This is a genomic window from Achromobacter xylosoxidans (assembly GCF_014490035.1).
GTDB lineage: Bacteria > Pseudomonadota > Gammaproteobacteria > Burkholderiales > Burkholderiaceae_B > Achromobacter > Achromobacter bronchisepticus_A.
In genome coordinates this window covers 5,693,581-5,714,459 of the sequence record NZ_CP061008.1, presented here as the reverse complement: position 1 = coordinate 5,714,459, position 20,879 = coordinate 5,693,581, and the positions used below count along the sequence as shown (strand labels likewise).

Here is a 20,879-nt window from a genome sequence, read left to right as displayed (position 1 = left end):
CATGAGCGGGCCTCTGATCTCGCTTAAGGGCGTGCGCCGCGAGTTTCCCGCGGGCGAGCAGACCATCGCGGTCCTGAAGGACATCAACCTGGCCATCGAGTCCGGCGAGATGGTGGCGATCGTGGGCGCGTCCGGGTCGGGCAAGTCCACGCTCATGAACATCCTGGGCTGCCTGGACCGTCCCACCCGCGGCGATTACCGGGTCGACGGGCGCAGCACGGGTGAGCTGGACCCGGACGAACTGGCCGAACTGCGCCGCGAGCACTTCGGCTTCATCTTCCAGCGTTACCACCTGCTGTCGGACCTGACCGCGCAGGGCAACGTCGAGGTGCCGGCCGTCTACGCCGGCAAGCGGCGCGAGGCGCGCCTGGCGCGTGCCGACGAACTGCTGCGGCGGCTGGGCCTGGGCGACAGGACCGGGCATCGGCCCGGGCAGCTGTCCGGCGGCCAGCAGCAGCGCGTCAGCATCGCGCGCGCGCTGATGAATGGCGGTGACATCATCCTGGCCGACGAGCCGACCGGCGCGCTGGACACGCACACCGGCCAGGAGGTGCTGCGCATCCTGGAAGAACTGAACGCGGCCGGCCATACCATCATCATCGTCACGCACGACATGAACGTGGCGCGCCACGCCCAGCGCATCATCGAGATCAGCGACGGCGAGATCGTCGCCGACAAGCGCAATCCCGACGCGCCGCGGACCGAGCGCATCAAGGAAGACGCGCCGGCGCTGGCCGCGCGGCCCGTCTGGCAGGCTTACCTGGACCGTTGCCGCGAGGCGCTGCGCATGGCGCTATTGGCCATGAACGCGCACCGGCTGCGCACCTCGCTGACGATGCTGGGCATCATCATCGGCATCGCGGCCGTGGTGTCGGTGGTGGCGCTGGGCGAAGGCTCGCGCCGCAAGATCCTGGACGACATCAGCGAAATCGGCACCAACACGGTGGAGATATTTCCGGGCAAGGACTTCGGTGACGAGAAGGCCGTGAATATCCGCACCCTGGTGCCGGCCGACGCCGACGCCCTGGCGCGCGAGTCCTATGTGGACAGCGTCACGCCGGAAGTCTCGACCAGCAACACGCTGCGCTATCGCAACGTGTCGGTGACCGGCGTGATCCAGGGCGTGGGCGAGCAATATTTCCGCGTGCGCGCCATCAAGCTGGCCCAGGGCAAGTTCTTCGACGAAACCAGCGTGTTGCGGCGCGCGCAGGAAGTGGTGATCGATGACGCCACCCGGCGCAAGCTGTTCGGTTCGCATACCGAGCCCATCGGGCAAGTGGTATTTCTGGGATCGATGCCGGCGCGCGTGATCGGGGTGACGCAAAAGAAGGAAACCGTCTTCGGCAGCAATGACTCGTTGAACGTCTGGGTTCCCTACACCACGGCGCTGTCGCGCGTGCTGGGCCAGCAGCATCTGAAGAGCATCACGGTGCGCGTCAATGACGCTTCGCCGCCCGCCGCGGCGGAACAGGCCATCGTGCGCGTGCTGACGCGGCGCCACGTGACCAAGGATTTCTTCGTGTTCAACACGGACGCGATCCGCAAGACCATCGAACGCACCACCGCGACCATGACGCTGCTGGTGTCCATGATTGCGCTCATCTCGCTGATGGTGGGCGGCATCGGGGTCATGAACATCATGCTGGTTTCCGTGACCGAGCGTACCCGCGAGATCGGCGTGCGCATGGCGGTGGGGGCGCGGCGCAGCGACATCATGCAGCAGTTCCTGATTGAAGCGGTGCTGGTGTGCCTGATAGGCGGCGCCATCGGCATCGTGCTGTCGCTGGGGCTGGGCGTGCTGGTTTCCAAGGCGACGCGCGGGTCGTTCCAGATGATCTATTCCACGACATCGATGGTGGCGGCGTTCAGCTGCTCGACCTTGATCGGTGTGCTTTTTGGCTATTTGCCGGCGCGCAATGCGGCGCGTCTGGATCCCGTCGAGGCCCTGGCCCGGGAATGAGGAAGATGAAAGCGGTTTCCCTGATCTGCAAACCCGCCGCCCTGGCGTTGCTGCTGGCCTTGGCCGGCTGCGGCAGCCTGCTGCATACGGACTACGAACGGCCGCTGACGTCCACCCCCGCGGCCTGGACCCATGCGCTTGCCGGCGACTTCCAGGCCGGGCCGCTGGCCGATGGCGGCGAGTGGTGGCGCAATTTCAACGACCCGACGCTCAACGGCCTGGTCGACGCCGCGCTGGCGCGCAACAACGACCTGGCCGCCGCCGCGATCCGCGTGCGCCGGGCGCAGTACCAGGCTGGAATCACCGAGGACAAGCTGCTGCCGCAACTGGGCGGCAATGCCGATGTGACGCGCAACCGCAACCTGTACGGCGATCGCGCCATTACCCGGACCAACGCCGTGCAGTTGACCGTCAGCTACGAAGCGGATCTGTGGGGCAAGCTGTCCAGCCAGCGCGACGCGGCGCAATGGGACGCTCTGGCGACCGAGCAGGACCGGCAGAGCGCCGCGCTGTCCCTGGTGGGCACTACCGCCACGCTGTACTGGCAGACCGCCTTCATCAACCAGCGCATCGCCAGCAGCGCCGAGAGCATCGCCTACGCGCGCAAGACGCAGGATCTGGTGCGGGCGCAGTACGCGGCGGGCGGCGCGTCGGCGCTGGAAATGGCCGAGGCCGAACAGACCGTGGCCAGCCAGGAAGCCGCTCATACGCTGCTGGTGCAGCAGCGCGTGGAGTACGCCAACGCGCTGACCATCCTGTTCGACGGCCCGCCGGACCGCATGATGGCCGACCCGGCGCGGTTGCCGGGCTATCCCTTGCCGCAAGCGCGCGCCGGCGTGCCGGCCGACCTGCTGGGCCGCCGTCCCGACCTGCGCGCCGCCGAACTGCGCCTGCGCCAGTCCCTGTCCACCGTTGACGCGACCCGCGCCAGCTTCTATCCGCCATTGACGCTGACCGGCGCCTTGGGAAGCTCGAGTCCCTCGCTGTCCGACGTTCTGAAGAACCCGGTAGGCTCGCTGGGGGCGGCGCTGACGCTGCCGTTCCTGCAATGGAACCAGATGCAGCTCAACATCAAGATCTCCAAGGCCGACTACGAAGAGCGTGTGGTGAATTTCCGGCAGGCGCTGTACCAGGCGATGGCGGACGTGGAGAACGCGTTGTCCAATCGCACGCAACTGCGCTTGCAGGCGGAACAGCTGGACGCATCTCTGCGCGCGGCGCGCGAGGCCGAGCGGCTGTACGAAGTGCGCTACCGGGCGGGGGCCGTGCCGCTGAAGGATTGGCTGGATGCGCAGGAGAAGCGGCGGGTGGCTGAGGTTTCGCGGGATGAGAATATGTTGAATCGGCTGGTGAATCAGGTGACGGTTTATCAGGCGCTCGGTGGGGATGATGCTGAGTCTGCTGGCGGTGCGGCGGCGGGTTCTTAAGGCGCCAGGCTCCGCTTTGGAAACTTGACGTCAGCTGGGGTGACCGGACTTCGTAGGGTTCTCGCGGACGGTGGGGGTGGGCGAAGGTCTTACGATGCTCGCCCCAATAGGCCGCCCGGGCGGCCTATTGGGGCTTACGCGGTGTCTTGCGATTTGTGATGGCGCTGCGCGCTGATGATCGTCCGTGCTCGAGCAGGAAGCGTTGTTGGTCGACGAGCTGCATATGAACGCGGGCCTGCATCAGCGCGCAGCGTCTCTCGCACGACTAACGATATCCATATGCCAAAGAAGGCCGCCCGCGCGGCCGTCTTTGGCGTCCCTGCAAGATCTTCTTCTCTCCTCAACCGGGGAGAAGAACGTCAAGCACGCCACCCGTCCCAGCGGCCGGCAAGATTCAATAAGCGGAGCCTGGCGCGGCGGCGGCCGGGGTGGCGCGGGGCGTCGATAAGCCCGAGGGAATCCGAAGGAACCGCCGGAGGCGGTGACGAGGATGACGACGGGGAAGTCCGGAGCGAAGGCTCCGGACCGCAATCGTTGCCCCGCGCCACCCCGGCCGCCGCCGTGCCAGGCGTCTTAAGAACCCAACCATCCGCCTGCAATAAAATACGCCCTCATGAACACCCCCGACCCCACCGCCGACCTCGACCGCCGCTTCGGCAGCCTCTCCCGCCTCTACGGCCCCGAAGCCCCGACCCGCCTGCGCAACGCCCATGTGGCGGTCGCCGGCCTGGGCGGCGTAGGTTCCTGGACCGTCGAGGCCCTGGCGCGCTGCGGGGTAGGGGCGTTGACGCTCATCGACCTGGACCACATTGCCGAATCCAACGTCAACCGCCAGATCCACGCGCTGACCGAGACGCTGGGCCAGTCCAAGGTCGATGCCATGGCCGAACGCGTGCTGGCGATCAATCCGGAGTGCCGGCTGACGCGGGTGGATGATTTCGTTTCGCCCGAGAACGTCGCCCAGGTCCTGCCCGGCCCGTACTCCGTCATCATCGACTGCACCGACCAGGCCGCCGCCAAGATCGCGATGATCCTGCATGCGCGCGAAATCGGCGTGCCCATGCTGTTGTGCGGCGGCGCGGGCGGCAAGACCGATCCGCTGGCCCTGCGCGCCGGCGACCTGTCGGCCGCGGTCAACGACGCGCTGCTGTCCAAGTTGCGCAACAAGCTGCGCCGCGAGCATGGCTTTCCGCGGGCTTCCGACCAGAACGGCAAGGCCCTGAAGCGTGTGCCGAAAATGGGTATCCACGCCCTGTGGTTCGACCAGCCCGCCATCCTGCCCGACGCCTGGACCCGCCCCACCGAAGGCGAGGACGATATGGGCGCCTCTGGAGAAACCCTGGCGCCGCAGGGCCTGTCCTGCGCCGGCTACGGCTCGGTCGTGACCGTCACGGCCGCCATGGGCATGGCGGCCGCGAACGAGGCGCTGCGCCTCGCGGTCTGACAAAGGCGCTATAGCGCCACGAATACCACGCCGTCCTCGATCCTGACCGGATAGGTGGCAATGTTCTCGCGCAGCGGCGAACAGAGCGCGCGCCCGTCACGCACGTCGAAGCGCCCCTGATGCAGCGGGCATTCGATCTCATGCCCCATCAGAAAGCCGTCGCACAGCCGCGCATTGCCGTGCGTACAGAGGTTGGCGGTGGCGTAGACCTCGCCGTCCACGCCATACAGCGCGATCTCGCGGCCGCCGGCCTGCACCGCGATGACGTCGTCTTCAGGCACCTCGTCCCGCGCGATGGCCTTGATCCATTGCGTGCTCATTACTGTCGTTTCCTTGTTCAGATGGGATAGATAAGCGAATTCGGCACCAGCTCGCTGTCGAAGATGCAGAGCCGCGATTCGAATTTGAGCCCGTCCGGACCGAGCCGGACCACATCCAGGTAGCGGCCCACGTTGAATACCGTGGTCAACTGGCTGGGCTTGGTGCGGAACACGGCGTAGTTGGCCTCGGACTCGATGCGGTCGCCCTGCACCGACAGCACGCGCGGCGCGCCCACCACATGGCGCTGGTAGTAGGGATCGTGGAAGATGGTGTCGGTGGCGCCGTAGATGCGGTCCTTCAGCATGCCGCGGCTTTCGAAGGACATGGTCGCCAGCGGATAGCCGCGCTCGTGGTTCTCGCGCGGCAGCACCTTGTACACGCAGTCTTCCAGGAAGAAATCGGGCCACTTTTCCCATTCCTCAGCGTCCAGCGCGGCGGCGTAGTCGTTGTACAGGCAGGTCAGTTGGTAGTAGAGGTGAAAGTCCAGCATCGTCAGGCCTCCATGACCCGGCGCCAGTACGCGTACATGCCGCGGATCAGCGTTTCCGTGACCATGTGGTCGGTGTTTTCGGCGGTCTTGCCGCCCAGTTCCGCCACGCTGCGGTGCCAGGGCTTCTGCTCGAAGCCCGATTGCGAGAACTCGATGACCTCGCCGTCGTCCGCCGACACGAAGCCCGCCGGGCCGAACAGATTGGCCTGGCGCAGCCGGCGGCGCGTCATCTCGGGCGTATCGTCGGCGAAGCCGAAATGCGTCCACACGAAATCGAAGGCGTCGTGGCCCACGGGCTGGATGTGGCGCGTGGACAGCGAGTTCACCTGCTGCTGGATGATGACGCTGGGGAACAGCGTCATCAGCACGGCGGTGGGGCCGTTCCACCAGGGCTCCGGCACGATATCGAGGAAGCGGTCGTCGTTCAGCGACATCTGTTCCTTGAAGCTGGACACGCCGCTGGTCACGCTGCCCTTGCCGCCTTGGCCGCGCGTCGAGATCATGGCGGCGTGGCGCAAGTGCCGGTCCATCTTCAGCTCGGAGCGGTTGTCGGCCCGCCACAGGCCGAAGGTGACGAACCAGGTGTGCAGCAGGCCCGGATGGTAGGGATCCTTGATGTTCTCCTGCATCAGCTTCCAGTTGCCGGGGATGCGCTGGCGGCTGTAGCCGTGGATCACCAGTTCGCGGCCGTCGAAGACGCGGTCGAAGTAGTGCAGGATGTCCGGCCCCAGATAGTCCTCCAGCGGTTCGACATCGTGATCGAACGAGGCGAACACCACGCCGTTGCGGCAGGCCACGGCCAGCTTGGTCAGGCCATGTTCTTCCGGCTTGAAATCGGGCGGCATGCCGCCGTTGACCTTGCCGTCCTGCTTGACGCCGCGGCGGAACGGCACGCCGATCAGGTTGCCCTGCAGGTCATAGTTCCACTGGTGGTACGGACAGACGAATTCGCTGCGGTTGCCGGAACGTTCGCGGCAGAACTGCACGCCGCGGTGGGCGCACACGTTTTCCACCACGCGCACCTGGCCGTCGTTGTCGCGCAGCAGGATGACGGAGCGTTCGCCCACCGCGGTGCGCTTGAAGTCGCCCGGGTTGGGGATCTCGGCCTCCAGGCCCACGTAGCTCCAGTGCGCGCGGTAGAAGAACCGCTCCATTTCCCGCTGATGCAGGGCGGCATCGGTATAGACGCCGAAGGGGATGCGGTGGGATCCGTCGTCCTGCCAGCGCGGGGCGAATTGGATGGGCTGCTCGGGGGCGTTCATGATCCGCTCCGGCGACAGGGCGCGGCGGCGGACAGCGTACAGGTACGCATGGCGTGTCTCCTTGGTTCGGCGGACCGCGGGCGCGATCCTGCAGAGCCGGCGCTGCATGGGCGCTGGCGTTTTTCGCATCATCGGGCAGAAAGTGAAATAAATAAATAGAATCTGCTTGATGAGATAAATCACCAAAATCAATATTGGTGGAGGCAGCCCATGAACCTGCAAGACCTGGACCTGAACCTGCTGGTCGTCTTCAATGAACTGCGCAAGCACGGCCGGGTGTCGGCCGTGGCCGAGAGCCTGGGCATTTCGCAGCCCGGCGTCAGCAACGCGCTGGGCCGGCTGCGCAAGCTGTTGGGCGATGAGCTTTTCCTGCGTACCTCGCGCGGCATGGTGCCCACGCCCTACGCGCAGGATTTGGCGCAGCCCATCGCCGCCGCGCTGGAGGCGCTGCACAGCACCCTGAACGCGCGCGCCGCGTTCGACCCCGCGCATAGCGGTCGCGCCTTCGTGATCGGCGTGAACGACGTGGGCGAGACCTATTTCCTGCCGCGGCTGATGCGCGCGCTGGACCGCGCCGCGCCCGGCGTCACGGTGCGCACCGTGCGCACCACCTCGATCGACGTGAAGGACGAGATGGAGCGCGGCCGCATCGACCTGGCCATGGGCTTCCTGCCCGATCTGAAGAGCGGCTTCTTCCAGCGCCTGCTGTTCCGCCAGCCCTATGTGTGCATCTTCCGCCGCGACCATCCGCTGGCGCGCACCGGGGTCTCGGCGCGGCAGTTCCGCGCGGCCGAGCACGTGGCCATCGCCTCGGAAGGCACGGGCCACGGCGTGGTCGACCAGGTGATCGGGCAGGCCGGCATCCAGCGGCGCCTGCGCCTGACGGTGCCGCACTTCATTGCGGTGGGGCCGGTGCTTGCCGCCACCGACATGATCGCCGTGGTGCCGCAGCGCTTCGCTGACTGCGCCTGCGGTCCGTTCGGCTTGGCAACCGCGCCCTGTCCGGTGAAGATCCCGGAGTCGGTCATCAATGTGTTCTGGCACGCCCGCAACCACCGCGAGCCGGCCAACCAGTGGCTGCGGCAGGTGGTGGTGGACGAGTTCGCGGATTAGGCGTCGCGCAGCGTCACCGGAAACCAGCCGCGCAGCGCGTTGGACAGGCGGATTTCCTCGGCCGCGTGCAGGTCGGCCAGGGTCAGGACGCGTTCTGCCACCGTGCCCGTTTCGAGCAGTTCGGCGCGCTGCACGCCGGGCAGGCAGCCGCAGTCCACGGGCGGCGTGTACCAGTCGCCATCCAGGCGCAGATAGACGTTGCTGCGGCTGCCTTCGCAGAGTTCGCCGCGCTCATTCAGGTAGAGCAGATCGAAGATGTGCGGATGCGAGGGCAGCCATTCGATGGTCTTGGTGTACCAGGGGCGGTAGGTGGTCTTGTAGCGCAGCAGCGGTTCGGATGAACGCAGCGCTTCGGGCGCCAGCATGGCTTCCTGCGCGGGGTGCAGGGGCGGCAGCGGCGCGGTCTGGATGTTGCGGCTGCCGTCGCGCGCCACCAGCAGGCGCAGCCGGTGCGGCCCGGGCGTGGCCAGGCCCAGCGCGGTGATCATGATGTCGGCCTCGACGGCCCGGCCGCCCCAGCCGTAGCCCAGGGCCTTGCAGGACGCTTCCAGGCGCTTGAGATGGCGCGCCAGCAGCGGCACGCGTCGTTCGGCATCGACCAGGATGGTCTCGATCAGTTCGGGTTGCATGGGACTCTCCTGGGGTAAAGGTGCGCTGCGGCCGCGCTCTATCCTACTACCGATGGCTGCAGGCGCGCAGGGACGCCGGACATCCGGACTGCGGCCTCAGGCCCGCAGGATCCGGGCCTTCCAGTGGCATTCCTGCCATTCCTCGGCCGGGTCCGAATCGTGCACGATGCCGCCGCCCACGCTATAGACGCCGTGGCCGGCCTGGTCCAGCACCAGGGTGCGGATGGCGACGTTCAGCGAAAAGTCGCCGTCCGGCGCCAGCCAGCCGATGCTGCCGCAATACAGGCCGCGCCGCGCCGTTTCCATCTGGCGGATGCGGCGCATGGCCGCGACCTTGGGGGCGCCGGTGATGGAGCCGCAGGGAAACAGCGCGCGCAGCACGTCTTCCAGCGAGGCGTGCGGCGCCAGCGCCGACACCGTGGACGTCATGGTCCAGACGGTGGGATAGCGCTCCAGCGAGAACAGCGCGTCGACCCGCACCGAGCCCGGCTCGGCCAGCCGGCCCAGATCGTTGCGCAGCAGATCCACGATCATCAGGTTCTCGGCGCGGTTCTTTTCGCTGGCCAGGAGCGCCTGGCCCAGCCGTTCGTCCTCGGCCGGATCGGGGTGGCGCGGGGCCGTGCCCTTCATCGGGCGCGTGGTCAGGCGCGGGCCGTCGCGGCGCACGAACAGTTCGGGCGAAAACGACAACACCGTGCGCTCGCCGTCCTCGATGAACGCGCCGTGCGCCACCGGGTTGCGGGCGGCGATGCGCCGGTACAGCGTGGCCGCGTCGCCCTGGAATTGCAGGTCCAGCGGCTGGGTGTAGTTCACCTGATACAGCTCGCCGTCACCGATCAGGCCGCGGATGGCTTCGATCTGGCGTACGTAGTCGGCCTCGGTCATGCGCGGCGCGGGCAGGCTGATGGCGGCGGGCGCAGCGCCTGCGTCCGGTGCGTCCCAGGGCGTTTCCTCCTGCCGGCGTTCGAACGCCAGCGCGGTCAGGCGCGGTTTGCCGTCGTCGCGCGGCGGCGTCCAGGGGCCGGCGGGCGGCGCCATGGCGGCTTCGGGCAACAGCCACTCGCCCAGTTCGTAGTCCAGCAACAGGGCGATCCAGCGCCCCTGTCGCCGCTGGGCTTCGATGGCGGCGAGCGCGGGGGCGACCTCGGCGGCGGAGCGCGCCTCGATCCGCGAGCACAAGCCCTCGAACCGCAGCGCGCGGCCGGCCAGCCGGTCTTCAAAACGACATTCCATGCTGCCTACTGCTGTTGATGTGCCAGGAATTCCTTCAGGACCCGTCCGGTATGGGAATGGTCGCTCAGGGTCATGACGTGTTCGGGCGAGCCTTCGCCCACCAGCTTGCCGCCGCCCGTGCCGCCTTCGGGGCCCAGGTCCAGCAGCCAGTCGGCTTCGGCGATCACGTCCAGGTTGTGCTCGATCACCACCACCGTATTGCCGGCTTCCACCAGGCGGTGCAGCACGTGGATCAGCTTTTCCACGTCGGCCATCGACAGGCCCACGGTGGGTTCGTCCAGCACGTACAGCGTATGCGGAATGCGCGAGGCGCGGCCGGTCTTGATCAGGCCGTCGGTGAGGCGGGCCTTGGACAGCTCGGTCACCAGCTTGATGCGCTGCGCTTCGCCGCCCGACAGCGTGGGCGAAGGCTGCCCCAGCGTCAGATAGCCCAGGCCCACGTCCTGCATCAGCTGCAGCGGGCGGTGGATCTTGGGGTGCGCGGCGAAGTAGCCGATGGCGTCGTCCACTTCCATGGCCAGCAGTTCGCCGGCGTTCTTGCCGCGCATCTGCACGCTGAGAGTGTCGTTGTTGAAGCGCGCGCCGTTGCAGGCGTCGCAAGGCACCTTCACGTCCGGCAGGAAGTTCATCTCGATGGTGCGCATGCCCTGGCCTTCGCAGATCGGGCAGCGGCCGTCGCCGGTGTTGAACGAGAAGCGCGCCGCGGTCCAGCCGCGCATGCGCGATTCGCGGGTGTCGGCGAACTGCTTGCGCACGTCGTCCCAGAAGCCCACGTAGGTGGCCGGGCAGGAGCGCGGCGTCTTGCCGATGGGCGTCTGGTCCACTTCCAGCACGCGGTCGATGGCTTCCCAACCCTTGATGCTGTCGCAGCCCGCCCAGCCCGGCGCCTTGCCTTGCGACACGGCCTGCATCAGGTTGTCCAGCAGCACTTCGCGCGCCAGGGTGGATTTGCCCGAACCCGACACGCCGGTCACCACGCTCAGGCGGCCCACCGGAATCTTCGCGTCCACGCTGCGCAGGTTGTGCAGGCGCGCGCCCTTGATTTCGATCATGGGCGTATCGGCCTCGACCGGGCGGCGGCCTTGCAACGGGTGCTGCAAGGGTTTGGCCAGATAGCGGCCGGTGACCGATTCGGGCGCTTCGATCAGGTCCTGCGCGCTGCCCTGGGCCACCACGCGGCCGCCGCGGATGCCCGCGCCCGGTCCGATGTCGATGATGTGCGAGGCGCGGCGGATGGTGTCGTCGTCGTGTTCCACCACCACCAGCGTGTTGCCGTTGCCTTCCAGGCGCGCCAGCGCGTCCAGCAGGATGCGGTTGTCGCGCGGGTGCAGGCCGATGGTCGGTTCGTCCAGCACGTAGCAGACGCCCTGCAGGTTGGAACCCAGCTGCGCGGCCAGGCGGATGCGCTGCGCTTCGCCGCCGGACAGCGTGGGCGCGGCCCGGTCCAGCGCCAGGTAGTTCAGGCCGACTTCCTGCATGAAGTTCAGGCGTCCGCGGATTTCCGTAAGGATGTCGCGGGCGATCTCGCCTTCGCGGCCGCGCGCCACCAGCCCGGTGAAGAAGGTATGCGCGTCCGACACCGGCAGCGAGGCGAGTTCGGCGATGGACTTGTCGCGCCAGCGCACGGCGCGCGCCACGCGGTTCAGGCGCTGTCCGTCGCATTGCGTGCAGGGCTTGGCCTCGCCTTCGTACCAGGCGTTCCAGGCGGTTTCCTCGCCGGTCTGCTCTTCGTCGAAGCCTTGCAGCTGCAGGCCGGTGCCGTAGCAGCCGGTGCACCAGCCGTGCTTGGAGTTGTACGAGAACAGGCGCGGATCCGGTTCGGGGAAGCTGGTGCCGCAAGACGGGCAGGCGCGCTTGACCGAGAAGTGCTGCTGCTGCAGGTCGCTGTCCAGCGCTTCGTGCAGCTTGTTCACGGGCCAGACCACGGACATCACGCCCTGGCCGTTTTCTAGCGCGTTCTTGACCGCGGCGCGCAGCTCGGCTTCATTGGCCGGGTCCACCACCACGTCCGCGATCGGCAGCTCGATGGTGTGTTCCTTGTAGCGGTCCAGCCGCGGCCACGGGGCCACGGGAATGAACTCGCCGTCCACGCGCAGGTGCGAATGGCCCTTGGAGCCGGCCCATTTGGCCAGGTCCGTGTAATAGCCCTTGCGGGCGGTGACCAGCGGCGCCAGCAGGCCGATGTGTTCGCCCTTGTGCTCGCGCAGCAGGCGCGCCACGATCTGGTCCGTATTCTGCGGCTCTACCGCGACATTGCAGTCCGGGCAGTACTGCGTGCCCAGCTTGACGTACAGCAGGCGCAGGAAATGGTGGATTTCCGTCATCGTGGCCACGGTGGACTTGCGTCCGCCGCGGCTGGTGCGCTGCTCGATGGCGACCGTGGGCGGGATGCCGAAGATGGCGTCCACGTCCGGCTTGCCGGCTGGCTGCACGATGGCGCGGGCGTAGGCGTTGAGCGATTCCAGATAGCGCCGCTGCCCTTCGTTGAACAGGATGTCGAAGGCCAGCGTGGACTTGCCCGAGCCGGACACGCCGGTGATGACGGTGAACTTGTCGCGCGGGATTTCCACGCTGACGTTCTTCAGGTTGTGTTCGCGCGCGTTGCGGATCTCGATCGCCATATTGGCCTGGCGCCGCTCGCGCATCAGCGACTGCAACGGGCGGCCCACGTCTGCGCCGTAGGCTTCGCCGGGCTCGGCGATGCGGGCGGTCAGTCCAGCCTGCTCGACTTCCTGCGCGTCGGCGTCGGTGCTTACGACCACGTCTGCCGGCAGGATGCTGACTTCGTAGTCGCGCAGGGCGGCGCCCGTGTGCGACTTGGGGTTGTCCATCAGGTCCTGCGGCGTGCCGGTGCCGATGACCAGGCCGCCGGCGTCGCCGCCTTCGGGGCCCAGGTCGATCAGCCAGTCGGCCGCGCGGATCACGTCCAGGTTGTGCTCGATCACCAGCAGCGTGTGGCCGGCGGCCAGCAGCTTGCGGAACGCGCGCATCAGCCGCGCCACGTCGTCGAAGTGCAGGCCGGTGGTGGGTTCGTCGAACAGGAACAGGCTGCCCTTCTTGGCGACCTTGGCGGTGGAGATGCCGCTGCGCGCGGCTTCGGCCAGGTGGCCGGCCAGCTTCAGGCGCTGCGCCTCGCCGCCCGACAGAGTGGGCACGGGCTGGCCCAGCCGCACGTATTCCAGGCCTACGTCGGCCAGCGGCGCCAGGCCCGTCTGCACGTCGCGCAGGCCCTTGAAGAAGTCCAGCGCCTCGCTGACCGTCATCTCCAGCACTTCGTCGATGGACGCGCTCTTGCCCAGGTGTTCGACGCGCACTTCCAGCACTTCTGGGCGGAAGCGCTTGCCGTCGCAATCCGGGCAGCGCAGGTAGACGTCGGACAGGAACTGCATTTCCACGTGTTCGAAGCCGGTGCCGCCGCAAGTGGGGCAGCGGCCGTCGCCGCCGTTGAAGCTGAAGGTGCCGGCCGTGTAGGCGCGCTCGCGCGCCAGCGGCGCTTGCGCGAACAGCTTGCGGATCGCGTCGAACGCGCCCACGTAGCTGGCCGGGTTGGAGCGCGCCGTCTTGCCGATGGGGGTCTGGTCCACCATGACCACGTCGGCGATCTGTTCGGCGCCCAGCAGGCGTTCGAAGGCGCCGGGCGCTTCCGAGGGCTTGCCCTTCTGCTTGAGCAGGGCGGGGTAGAGAACGTCCTGTACCAGCGTGGACTTGCCGGAGCCGGATACGCCTGTCACGCAGACCAGGCGGCCCAGCGGCAGTTCGACGGAGACGTTCTTCAGATTGTGCGCGCTGACGCCTTCCAGCAGCAGGCGCGGCGTGTTCGCCGCCACCGGCATGGGGCGCGGCGCTTCCACGCGCTGGCGGCCGCCCAGGTAGTCGCCCGTCAGCGTGCGCGCCGCGCGCAATTGGGACGGCGTGCCGTCGAAGACGATCTGGCCGCCGCGTTCGCCGGGGCCGGGACCGATGTCGATGATGCGGTCCGCGGCCACCATGACCTGCGGGTCGTGCTCCACCACCACCAGCGTGTTGCCGGCGTTGCGCAGGCGGTGCATGACTTCGACCACGCGGTGCATGTCGCGCGGGTGCAGGCCGATGGAAGGCTCGTCCAGCACGAAAAGCGTGTTCACCAGCGAGGTGCCCAGCGCCGTGGTCAGGTTGATGCGCTGCACTTCGCCGCCCGACAAGGTACGGCTCTGGCGGTCCAGCGTCAGGTAGCCCAGGCCCACGTCGCACAGGAACTTGAGGCGCGCGCGCACTTCTGTCATGAGCAGGTCGGTGGCGGCGTCCAGCGCGCCGGAGAACGACAGCGTGTCGAAGAAGATCCGCACGCGTTCGATCGGCAGCAGCATCACGTCATGGATGGACAGGCCGCCCAGGTTGTCGAGCTGTTCGCGGCTCCAGTTGGCGCTCACCGGCATGAAGCGCTTGTAGCGGCCGTCGTCAGGCGGCAGCACGGTGTCGGCTTCTTCCTTGGTGCCCAGGCGCCAGAGCAGCGCGTCGGGCTTGAGGCGCGCGCCATTGCAGGTGGGGCAGGGCGTGTAGCTGCGGTATTTCGACAGCAGCACGCGCACGTGCATCTTGTAGGCCTTGGTTTCCAGCCAGTCGAAGAAGCGCTGCACGCCGTACCACTGGTGCTTCCAGGCGTCGTTGCCGCCCTTCCAGTCGGGCGTGCCGTAGAGCACCCAGCGCTTGTGTTCTTCGCTCAGCTTCTTCCAGGGTACGCCCAACGGCACGCCGGCCTTGGGCGCGTACTTCTGCAGCTCGTCCTGGCATTCCTTGTATGAAGGGGTCGTCCAGGGCTTGATGGCGCCTTCCAGCAGGGTCTTGTTTTCGTCCGGGATGACCAGGCCGAAGTCGATGCCGATCACGCGGCCGAAGCCGCGGCAGGCTTCGCAGGCGCCCAGCGGCGAGTTGAACGAAAAGCTGCTGGGCAGCGGATCGGTGTATTCGATGTCGCAGTCGGCGCAGTGCAGGCGGTCGCTGTACTTCCAGATGTGGGCATTGCCGCCCTCGGCGTCCATGACGTACACGGCCAAGTGGCCGGCGCCCATGCGCAACGCCGTGTCCAGCGCTTCCATGATGCGTTCGCGTTCGGTGCCGGCAAAGCGGAAGCGGTCCTGGACCACGTGCAGGATGCGGCGCAATTCGGTGCTGCCTTTTGCTGCCTTGGCTTTCTTGGCGCCCTTGGCCGGGGCGGCTGCGCGCGGCGCCGCGTTTTCCTCGGCGTGCACGCGGGTGTAGCCCTGCTGCTCCAGGAAGCCGCGCACTTCCTCTTCGGTGAAGTTGGCGGGAACCGCAATGGGGAAGGTCACCACCAGCCGCGGATCGCCAGCGGCGGCGGCGCGTTCGGCCAGCGAGTGGTAGACGGAATCAGGGGTGTCGCGCCGCACCACCTTGCCGCAGCCGCGGCAATACAGCTTGGCGCCGCGCGCGAACAGCAGCTTCAGGTGGTCGTTCAGTTCCGTCATCGTGCCGACCGTGCTGCGCGAACTGCGCACCGGGTTGGTCTGGTCGATGGCGATGGCGGGCAGGATGCCTTCGATGCGGTCTACCTGCGGCTTGTCCATGCGGTCCAGGAACTGGCGCGCATAGGGCGAGAAGGTTTCCACATAACGCCGCTGCCCCTCGGCGTACAGGGTGTCAAAGGCCAGCGAACTTTTGCCGGACCCCGACACGCCGGTCACGACGACCAGTTCGCCGGTGGCGATGGTCAGGTCCAGGTTCTTGAGATTGTTCTGGCGGGCGCCAACGATGCGAATTTGGGAGCTCATGGACGGTATCGTAGCCTGAGGGGAGAGGCCTGCCCGAGCGACAACCCATCGCTGGTTCCGAGCGCGGCGATATGGAATAATTGACTATATTGTGAGTCACCAGTCCATAATGTGGACAGAATGGAAGATCACTAGCTGTACAAATAAACAGTATCGCAGATTCGTCTGAATTTCGCGCTGTCGGCGTTGCGCATTCTGTAGATTCATTGCTAAAGGCATGCAGCCATTAGCTGGAGACAACATTGCTGGAAACCAAGGTCCCGGGCGCCGCGGCGTTCGCCAAATTCATGACGGTGCTGCAGGCGGTGGCGGATGCGCCCCAGCCGCCCACGGCCGCGTCGTTGGCGCGCAGCTGCGGCTATCCCCGGCCCACCGTCTACCGCATCGTCGCGGCGCTGGCCGAACAGGGCATGGTGGCCGAAACCGGCGGCGCCTACCGCCTGGGACCGCGCCTGATGTCGCTGGCCAGCCGGGCCTGGTCGCAGTTCGACCTGCGCGCGGCGCTGGCGCCCGACCTGCAGGCCTTGCGCGATGAAACCGGCGAAACCGTGCACCTGGCCGTGCCTGCAGGGCACGAGATGACCTATATCGACAAGCTGGAAAGCCCCGGTCCGGTGCGCATGGCCTCGCGTGTCGGGGCCAGCGTGGCGCTGCATTCCAGCGCGGTCGGCAAGGCCTATCTGGCGGCGCTGGACCCGGCGTCGCGCGAGCGCCTGCTGCGCGAACTGCCGTTGACGGCCCGCATGCCCGGCACCGTGACCAGCCTGCCCGAACTCCGCGCGGTGCTGGATGCGGCCGCCGCCCGCGGCTACGCCACCGACGACGAGGAAAACGAAGCCGGCATCGTCTGCTATGGCGTGGCCGTGTGCGACGCGGCCGGACGGCCCGTCGCCGGCGTCAGCGTCAGTACCTTGCTGTTCCGGCGCCGCGAAGACCCGCAAGCCGCCTATATCGAACCCTTGCTGCGGCTGCGCGATGCCGCCGCGGCCAAACTCGCCGTCCTGCCGGTATCGCCCGGCGGCGCCTGACCGCCTGCCTCCAAGGAATGCCATGACCGCAACCGCTGCCCCTCTCGCCTCCAAGCTCTCCACCCTGCTGGCCTCCCGGGTCGTCCCCGTGCTGCGCTACACGGACGCCGCCACCGCCGCCTATGCGGCCGAAGTCGCGGTGGCCGCCGGCTGCACCACGCTGGAACTGACCTGGACCATTCCCGGCGTCACCGACCTGCTGCGGGCGCTGCGCGACAAGCACGGCAGCGCGCTGCTGCTGGGCGTGGGCACGGTGCTGGACGAGCACCAGGCGCGCGAGGCCTTGGTCGCCGGCGCGGACTTCCTGGTGTCGCCGGCGCTGGCCACCGACATCGTCGATCTGGCGCATGCGGCCGACGCGCTCTGCCTGCTGGGCGCCTTCACGCCCACGGAAGTGCTGGCGGCGCGCCGCGCGGGCGTGGACGTGGTGAAGATCTTCCCCGCGGACACCGGCGGCCCCAAGCACCTGGCCGCGCTCAAGTCGGTGTATCCGGACACCATTTTCTGCCCCACGGGCGGCGTTACCCAGGACAACATGGGCTCGTACTTCGCCGCCGGCGCCGCCATCGTCGGCATCGGCAGCAATCTCTATGACAAGGCGGCCTTCGCTGCCCGCGACACCGCTGCGCTGGTGGCGCAGATCATCCGCACCCGGGAGGCCGCCCATGGCTGATTTCGATATCGTCGCGCTGGGCGAGCCTCTGGTCGAACTGAACCAGACGCACCAGGACCAGCGCCAGTATCTGCAGGGCTTTGGCGGCGACACCTCCAACGCCGTCATCGCAGCCGCGCGGCAGGGCGCAAGCTGCGCCTATCTGACGCGGGTCGGCAACGACGCCTTCGGCCAGCAGTTCCTGGACTTGTGGCGGGCCGAAGGCGTGGATACGTCCGGCGTGCAGGTGGATGAGCAGGCCCACACCGGCTTGTACTTCGTGCAGCATGGCCCGGACGGCCATGCCTTCAGCTATCTGCGCCGCGGCTCGGCCGCCAGCCTGATGACGCCGGCCAGCCTGGATTCGGGCCTGATCGAACGCGCCCGCTACCTGCACGTGTCGGGCATCAGCCTGGCCATCAGCACCAGCGCCTGCGATACCGTGTTCGCCGCCATCGAGCGCGCGCACGCGGCCGGCGTCCAGGTCAGCCTGGACTCGAACTTGCGGTTGCGCCTGTGGCCGGTGGACCGCGCCCGCGCCGTGCTGCGCGAAACCATGCGCACGGCCGACCTGTTCCTGCCCAGCATGGACGATATGCAGCATCTGACCGGCAACGACGATCCGGAACGCACGCTGGACTGGATCCGCGACGCCGGCGCCACCGGCGTGGTGGTGCTGAAGCTGGGCAAGGACGGCTCCATCATCGACGACGGCCAGCGCCGCGTACCCGTGGCCGCCTTGCGCGTGGATGCGGTGGACGCGACCGGGGCGGGCGACTGCTTTGCCGGCAGCCTGCTGGCGCGCCGCTGCCAGGGAGACTCCTGGGAAGATGCCGTGCGTTACGCCAATGCCGCGGCGGCCTTGTCCACGCTGGGCTACGGCGCGGTCGATCCGCTGCCGCGCAAGGAACAGGTGCTGGAGCGGCTGAAGAGCCTGTCCTGCTGATCGCCGGGGGGCTGGACAGGCGCGGGCGACTGTCCAGGCTGACTGGGCGGTGTTCCGTCCCGCATTTGATTGCTCCTGGCGCGAACGTGGCGGAAACGCCGCATTTTCGCGTCATTGGCGCCGTCAGGGCATTTCAGGCTAAAATGCCAAGTTACCCGAATTTTCCGCCAGCCCAGTATCCGGTTGTGCGGGCAACATTTCCGCAAATTCAACAGGAGAATCAACATGGCTGAACGCAAACGCGTGCGTCGCAACACCCTGGAACGCCGTTGCCTGGGCAAGGCTTTCAAGCGCTTGTTCGTCAAGTCGCCCAAGGGCGTTTTCAAGATGCTGGAAAAGATCAAGCGCGTCTAATTGACGCGTCCGGCCGCAGCCCAGGCTCGGCCAGATCAAAAAAAACCCGCTCGGCGCGCCGGCGGGTTTTTTTTCGTCCTGCGCGGACCGGCCTATGCCTGGTCCTGGGGCGGACCGAGCTTGGGCAGAATGAAATCCATGAAGGCGCGGGTCTTGGCCGGCTGGATGCTGGACGGATACACCACGTAGATCGAGATCGGATCCACCGACCACCCTGGCAGCACGCGCTTGAGCGAATTGCGCTTGATGATGGGCTCCAGCGCCAGGCAGTGCGGCATGCGCGTGATCGCCAGGTCCAGGCCTGCCAGGGTGCCCGCGATGCTCATATTGTTGGCCGCCAGGTGGCCGCTGACCGGCACGCGTTCACTGACCGCGCCGCGGCGCAGCGTCCAGTGCGAATGCGCCTCGTCGATGGTGGTGCGCAGGCACTGATGCCGGCTTAGATCCGCCGGCGTCTCGGGCTCGCCGTGGCGTTCCAGGTAGCGGTCGGAGGCATACAGGTAGTTGTCCAGGGAGACCAGCTCCTGTACGACCGCGCCGCCATGCATGCCGCCGTTGCCGTTGATGTCGGCGGCGCTGGCCGCTGCCAGCGGGTAGTCGGCGTTGCTGCCGAAGCGCAGCACGATGTCGAACGGCGTGCCCTGCGCGTCGGAGGCCGTCAGCATGCTCAGGTCGAACTCGCATTCCACTTCCGGATAGCGGTCGGTGAAATCGTTGATGGTTTCTGGCAGCAGCCACATCGCCAGGCTGTAGGGCATGGATACCCGCAGGTTGCCAGAAGGGCCGCCGGACAGCGATTGCAGCTGCTCATGCGCCAACCTGGCTTCGTCGATCAGGCCCTGGCAGCGCCGCATGTAGGCCGCGCCGGCTTCGGTGAGATCCAAGCGGCGCGTGTTGCGGTTGATCAAGCGCAGGCCGATGGCGCGTTCCAGCTCGTTGATGCGCCGCGATAAAGTCGAAGTCGGCATGTTCAGCGCGCGCGCCGCCATGCTGAAGCTTTTGCGCTTGGCAACCTCCACGAACAAGGCGATGTCATTGAGCTGGACGGTCGAAGCTTCCATAGGCATTCCGGTTTTGGCCGCCCGAGTGTACGCCACTAAGGAGTGCGTCCAAGGCAGATAAAGTGCCGAGACGGCCTGTCAACTGTCGTTTTTGTCAGATTTGATTGCAAATTTGAGCCTTACAGGGCCGGAACGCGCGTGCATATCCCCTAAACTTCAGGCGAAAACACCAAAACCAAGACCGCAGCGCTTGCTCGACGCATCGCAAAGGGGCTCAGTGGGCATGACCGACACACCAACTTTTTTCACTGTTTTGACGCCCACCTACAATCGGGCGGGCACGCTGCACCGGGTATATGAATCGCTTTCCCGGCAGACTTTCCGGGATTTCGAATGGGTCGTGGTGGACGACGGTTCCACCGACAACACCCACGAATCCATCCTGGACTGGCAGGCGCGCGCCGATTTTCCGATCCGCTACTTCTGGCAGAACAACCGCCACAAGAAAACCGCCTTCAACCGCGGCGTGCGCGAGGCGCGCGGCGAACTCATCGTCGCCCTGGACAGCGACGACGAAATGCCGGCCGACGCGCTGGCCACGTTCAAGGAGGTCTGGGACGGCATTCCGCCGGCGCGGCGCGAATCCTACGTGGCCGTGACGGGGCTGTGCGCGCGTCCCGATGGCAGTATCGTCGGCGACCGCTATCCGCAGGACGTGTTCGACAGCACGGCGGTGGACGTCTATTTCCGCTATCGCATCAAAGGCGAGAAATTCGGCTGTATGCGCACCGACATCCTCAGGAAGTATCCCTTCCCCGAGGATGTCGCAGGCTTTGTGCCCGAAAGCCTGGTGTGGTGGGCGATTGCGCGGGCGGGTTATCTCAGCCGCTTCATCAACCGTGTGGTGCGGACTTATCACGACACGCCCGGCGCCCTGAGCCAGGGCGCCGTTTCCGTGAGCAACAACGCGCAAGGCCTGTACCTGCTGGCCTGGGACATGCTGCAGCATCACCTGGAATTCTTCCGCTACCGCCCGCGCGAATTCATCATGGCCGCGGCGCGCTACACACGCTTTCGGCTGCATCTGAAGCACTCCGGCGTGCCGACGGCGGTGCAAGCCTACAAGCTGACCAATCCCATGGCGAAGTTCATGGTCGCGGCCCTGTGGCCGCTGGGCTATGCCATGTACCGCCGCGACAGGCGCCGCGGCGTGGCCTGAAGCCTGCCGCGCAGGCAGGCCCCTGCCGGTGC

Annotated in this window: 16 protein-coding genes; 9 read left to right on the top strand and 7 right to left on the bottom strand. The window is 67.1% G+C overall.

Annotation, left to right across the window (positions count from 1 at the left end):
- Nucleotide 1: 1 nt before the first annotated feature.
- From IAG39_RS26495 to IAG39_RS26485, 3 genes are all read left to right on the top strand, one after another.
- A complete protein-coding gene (locus IAG39_RS26495; RefSeq protein ID WP_118932412.1) occupies nt 2-1,960 on the top strand; it encodes a MacB family efflux pump subunit in 1,959 nt (652 codons plus the stop codon).
- Between the two features lie 5 nt (nt 1,961-1,965).
- Nucleotides 1,966-3,387 carry an efflux transporter outer membrane subunit gene (locus IAG39_RS26490; RefSeq protein ID WP_118932382.1) on the top strand — a complete coding sequence of 474 codons (1,422 nt, stop codon included), beginning with the start codon at nt 1,966-1,968 and terminating at the stop codon, nt 3,385-3,387.
- Nucleotides 3,388-4,000: 613 nt separating this feature from the next.
- A complete protein-coding gene (locus IAG39_RS26485) occupies nt 4,001-4,831 on the top strand; it encodes a ThiF family adenylyltransferase (protein WP_059371576.1) in 831 nt (276 codons plus the stop codon).
- A gap of 8 nt (nt 4,832-4,839) precedes the next feature.
- Here the strand turns inward: IAG39_RS26485 and IAG39_RS26480 are convergent, their stop codons facing one another.
- From IAG39_RS26480 to IAG39_RS26470, 3 genes are read right to left on the bottom strand one after another with little or no spacing between them, the layout of a single operon-like run.
- Complete coding sequence (locus tag IAG39_RS26480; protein WP_059371577.1) at nt 4,840-5,151, bottom strand: non-heme iron oxygenase ferredoxin subunit; 312 nt, start codon at nt 5,149-5,151, stop codon at nt 4,840-4,842.
- Nucleotides 5,152-5,168: 17 nt separating this feature from the next.
- Nucleotides 5,169-5,642, bottom strand: a complete 474-nt coding sequence (locus tag IAG39_RS26475; RefSeq protein WP_059371578.1) for an aromatic-ring-hydroxylating dioxygenase subunit beta — start codon at nt 5,640-5,642, stop codon at nt 5,169-5,171.
- A gap of 2 nt (nt 5,643-5,644) precedes the next feature.
- Complete coding sequence (locus IAG39_RS26470; protein WP_059371579.1) at nt 5,645-6,904, bottom strand: aromatic ring-hydroxylating dioxygenase subunit alpha; 1,260 nt, start codon at nt 6,902-6,904, stop codon at nt 5,645-5,647.
- A 210-nt stretch (nt 6,905-7,114) separates the two neighbouring features.
- On the opposite strand from IAG39_RS26470, the gene IAG39_RS26465 reads away from it, so the two are divergent.
- Nucleotides 7,115-8,017 (top strand): LysR family transcriptional regulator, encoded by a 903-nt coding sequence (locus IAG39_RS26465; protein ID WP_059371580.1) that lies wholly within the window; start codon nt 7,115-7,117, stop codon nt 8,015-8,017.
- On the opposite strand, the gene IAG39_RS26460 is transcribed toward IAG39_RS26465, so the two are convergent.
- From IAG39_RS26460 to uvrA, 3 genes are all read right to left on the bottom strand, one after another.
- Nucleotides 8,014-8,646: an aminotransferase class IV family protein gene (locus tag IAG39_RS26460; protein ID WP_118932381.1), complete on the bottom strand. Its 633-nt coding sequence runs from the start codon at nt 8,644-8,646 to the stop codon at nt 8,014-8,016. The two genes, IAG39_RS26465 and IAG39_RS26460, sit on opposite strands and share 4 nt — an antisense overlap.
- Nucleotides 8,647-8,742: 96 nt before the next feature.
- Nucleotides 8,743-9,879: an aminodeoxychorismate synthase component I gene (locus tag IAG39_RS26455; protein ID WP_118932380.1), complete on the bottom strand. Its 1,137-nt coding sequence runs from the start codon at nt 9,877-9,879 to the stop codon at nt 8,743-8,745.
- Nucleotides 9,880-9,884: 5 nt separating this feature from the next.
- Nucleotides 9,885-15,647: an excinuclease ABC subunit UvrA gene (gene uvrA, locus IAG39_RS26450; protein ID WP_118932379.1), complete on the bottom strand. Its 5,763-nt coding sequence runs from the start codon at nt 15,645-15,647 to the stop codon at nt 9,885-9,887.
- A 242-nt stretch (nt 15,648-15,889) separates the two neighbouring features.
- Here uvrA and IAG39_RS26445 point away from each other — a divergent pair, with 242 nt between their 5' ends.
- The 4 genes from IAG39_RS26445 (at nt 15,890) to IAG39_RS31680 (ending at nt 18,627) form a co-directional block, all read left to right on the top strand.
- Entirely contained in the window at nt 15,890-16,675 is a 786-nt protein-coding gene (locus IAG39_RS26445) for an IclR family transcriptional regulator (protein ID WP_059371584.1), read from the top strand.
- A gap of 22 nt (nt 16,676-16,697) precedes the next feature.
- The gene (locus IAG39_RS26440) at nt 16,698-17,348 is read left to right on the top strand and encodes a bifunctional 4-hydroxy-2-oxoglutarate aldolase/2-dehydro-3-deoxy-phosphogluconate aldolase (protein ID WP_059371585.1); all 651 of its coding nucleotides are present in this window, start codon (nt 16,698-16,700) and stop codon (nt 17,346-17,348) included.
- Entirely contained in the window at nt 17,341-18,273 is a 933-nt protein-coding gene (locus IAG39_RS26435; RefSeq protein ID WP_118932378.1) for a sugar kinase, read from the top strand. The genes IAG39_RS26440 and IAG39_RS26435 overlap by 8 nt, the downstream gene beginning before the upstream one ends.
- Before the next feature lie 225 nt (nt 18,274-18,498).
- The gene (locus IAG39_RS31680; protein ID WP_006226408.1) at nt 18,499-18,627 is read left to right on the top strand and encodes a hypothetical protein; all 129 of its coding nucleotides are present in this window, start codon (nt 18,499-18,501) and stop codon (nt 18,625-18,627) included.
- Between the two features lie 92 nt (nt 18,628-18,719).
- Here IAG39_RS31680 and IAG39_RS26430 read toward each other — a convergent pair whose 3' ends face one another.
- Nucleotides 18,720-19,688: a LysR family transcriptional regulator gene (locus tag IAG39_RS26430; protein ID WP_118932377.1), complete on the bottom strand. Its 969-nt coding sequence runs from the start codon at nt 19,686-19,688 to the stop codon at nt 18,720-18,722.
- A gap of 223 nt (nt 19,689-19,911) precedes the next feature.
- Between IAG39_RS26430 and IAG39_RS26425 the strand changes: the two genes are divergently transcribed.
- Entirely contained in the window at nt 19,912-20,847 is a 936-nt protein-coding gene (locus IAG39_RS26425; protein ID WP_059371588.1) for a glycosyltransferase family 2 protein, read from the top strand.
- Nucleotides 20,848-20,879: the final 32 nt, after the last annotated feature.

Coding starts and splice junctions, on each gene's coding strand:
- IAG39_RS26495 (WP_118932412.1), top strand. CDS start 2: ATGAGCGGGCCTCTGATCTCGCTTAAGGGCGTGCGCCGCGAGTTTCCC.
- IAG39_RS26490 (WP_118932382.1), top strand. CDS start 1,966: ATGAAAGCGGTTTCCCTGATCTGCAAACCCGCCGCCCTGGCGTTGCTG.
- IAG39_RS26485 (WP_059371576.1), top strand. CDS start 4,001: ATGAACACCCCCGACCCCACCGCCGACCTCGACCGCCGCTTCGGCAGC.
- IAG39_RS26480 (WP_059371577.1), bottom strand. CDS start 5,151: ATGAGCACGCAATGGATCAAGGCCATCGCGCGGGACGAGGTGCCTGAA.
- IAG39_RS26475 (WP_059371578.1), bottom strand. CDS start 5,642: ATGCTGGACTTTCACCTCTACTACCAACTGACCTGCCTGTACAACGAC.
- IAG39_RS26470 (WP_059371579.1), bottom strand. CDS start 6,904: ATGAACGCCCCCGAGCAGCCCATCCAATTCGCCCCGCGCTGGCAGGAC.
- IAG39_RS26465 (WP_059371580.1), top strand. CDS start 7,115: ATGAACCTGCAAGACCTGGACCTGAACCTGCTGGTCGTCTTCAATGAA.
- IAG39_RS26460 (WP_118932381.1), bottom strand. CDS start 8,646: ATGCAACCCGAACTGATCGAGACCATCCTGGTCGATGCCGAACGACGC.
- IAG39_RS26455 (WP_118932380.1), bottom strand. CDS start 9,879: ATGGAATGTCGTTTTGAAGACCGGCTGGCCGGCCGCGCGCTGCGGTTC.
- uvrA (WP_118932379.1), bottom strand. CDS start 15,647: ATGAGCTCCCAAATTCGCATCGTTGGCGCCCGCCAGAACAATCTCAAG.
- IAG39_RS26440 (WP_059371585.1), top strand. CDS start 16,698: ATGACCGCAACCGCTGCCCCTCTCGCCTCCAAGCTCTCCACCCTGCTG.
- IAG39_RS26435 (WP_118932378.1), top strand. CDS start 17,341: ATGGCTGATTTCGATATCGTCGCGCTGGGCGAGCCTCTGGTCGAACTG.
- IAG39_RS31680 (WP_006226408.1), top strand. CDS start 18,499: ATGGCTGAACGCAAACGCGTGCGTCGCAACACCCTGGAACGCCGTTGC.
- IAG39_RS26430 (WP_118932377.1), bottom strand. CDS start 19,688: ATGGAAGCTTCGACCGTCCAGCTCAATGACATCGCCTTGTTCGTGGAG.
- IAG39_RS26425 (WP_059371588.1), top strand. CDS start 19,912: ATGACCGACACACCAACTTTTTTCACTGTTTTGACGCCCACCTACAAT.